Here is a 1,314-nt window from a genome sequence, read left to right on the forward strand (position 1 = left end):
CTGTTCTGCTCGTGACCTTGTCTATCATCAGTACGGCATTTGCCGTATGTATTCCGAAGAAAATCCAAAGGATTTCAGTCTTCCTGTTCCTGGCCTTTATTCTTGCGAGTGAGTAGTGTTGCTTTTGAGTGCCGAAGCTTCCTTCAAGCCGGGTGGCCCTTTCTTTGGAGAGTTCACTTCTGAGAACCTTTCTCAAGGGTTCATCCTTTGCCGCCCTTCCCTTGCGTACAAAGGAAGTGGATATACCATATTTTGTACAGAACCTTCTATTTGCATTGTTGGCATATATGGAATCTCCAGCCGCACATCTAACCCTGACATTCATGAGTTTCTGTTGCATACGGATACAGTCCTTCAGCCGTATTCCCTCATTGAATGCCTTGAACGAGAGGTGTTCGATAAACGATATACCGTCTATCTGTATGTTGTTAACCTTTGCACCGAATTCAACAGACTTTGTTTCCTTGCCTCTTACGATAGGACGTACGTAATGACGGTCGATGCTGACGATGCGGTCATTGACCTTCCTGCCTTCAAACAGTTCCTTCTCCTGTACAAGAACCTTTCTGATTATGGAAAGGCGTTTCTGATAATCCTGTGTATATCTGAGTGATCTCCCGTACTCCTTATGAATCTCATCCCTCTGTACGATGAGCTTTTCAAGGAGTCTGATCATACGGCGCCTGAGCATCCGTGTTCTTGAGGATTTCCTCTTTCTTTTCTTGCAGTATGAAAGATAGGACTCTGACACATCCGCATATTTGTTACGGGGACGCCTTATACCAAGATCCATACAATGCCGGCAGATATGCCTGTAAAGCCATTCAATACTTTCCCAAAGCAGTTTCATGTCTGTAGGAAAACGCATGTGACTTTCATAACACGTGGCATCAGTCATGCACACGTGAAGGTTCTCAAGATATGGTTTCCAGTGGGAGGCCAGTATCTCCTGAAGGGAGTCAATATCAAGACGGGATGCTATCTCATTGCGGATGGCACTGACTATCTTGTAGTTGGTTATGGGAAAGGCCGGATCTGTCATGATTCCGCAGAACATCTGGTAGTGGAGGTTGCCGTTGAGATGTTCCACCAGCTGTCTGTCGGAGAATCCGGTGTAGGCTTTCAGGACCATAAGGGCAATCTTTGCCGAAGGGCTAAAAATGTTCCTGCGTCCAAGACGATGTTCCGACAAGCCTATGGCTTTTGCCATACGGTCAAACGGGAAAACTGAGTGAAGCCTGCCCAGTTCACTCTCATGAAAACTCTTGCGATATTTTTCCAGAACATCAAATTCTGTAAAGCCCAAAGTGGGCT

1 protein-coding gene is annotated in these 1,314 nt (G+C 45.9%); it reads right to left on the reverse strand.

Annotated features, from left to right (window positions below):
• Positions 1 to 1,314: transposase (locus NW212_RS15195; protein WP_258339454.1), on the reverse strand; the 1,314-nt coding region annotated here is incomplete at both ends.

The sequence above is a fragment of the Bacteroides sp. ET225 genome (genome assembly GCF_024733745.1).
GTDB lineage: Bacteria > Bacteroidota > Bacteroidia > Bacteroidales > Bacteroidaceae > Phocaeicola > Phocaeicola excrementipullorum.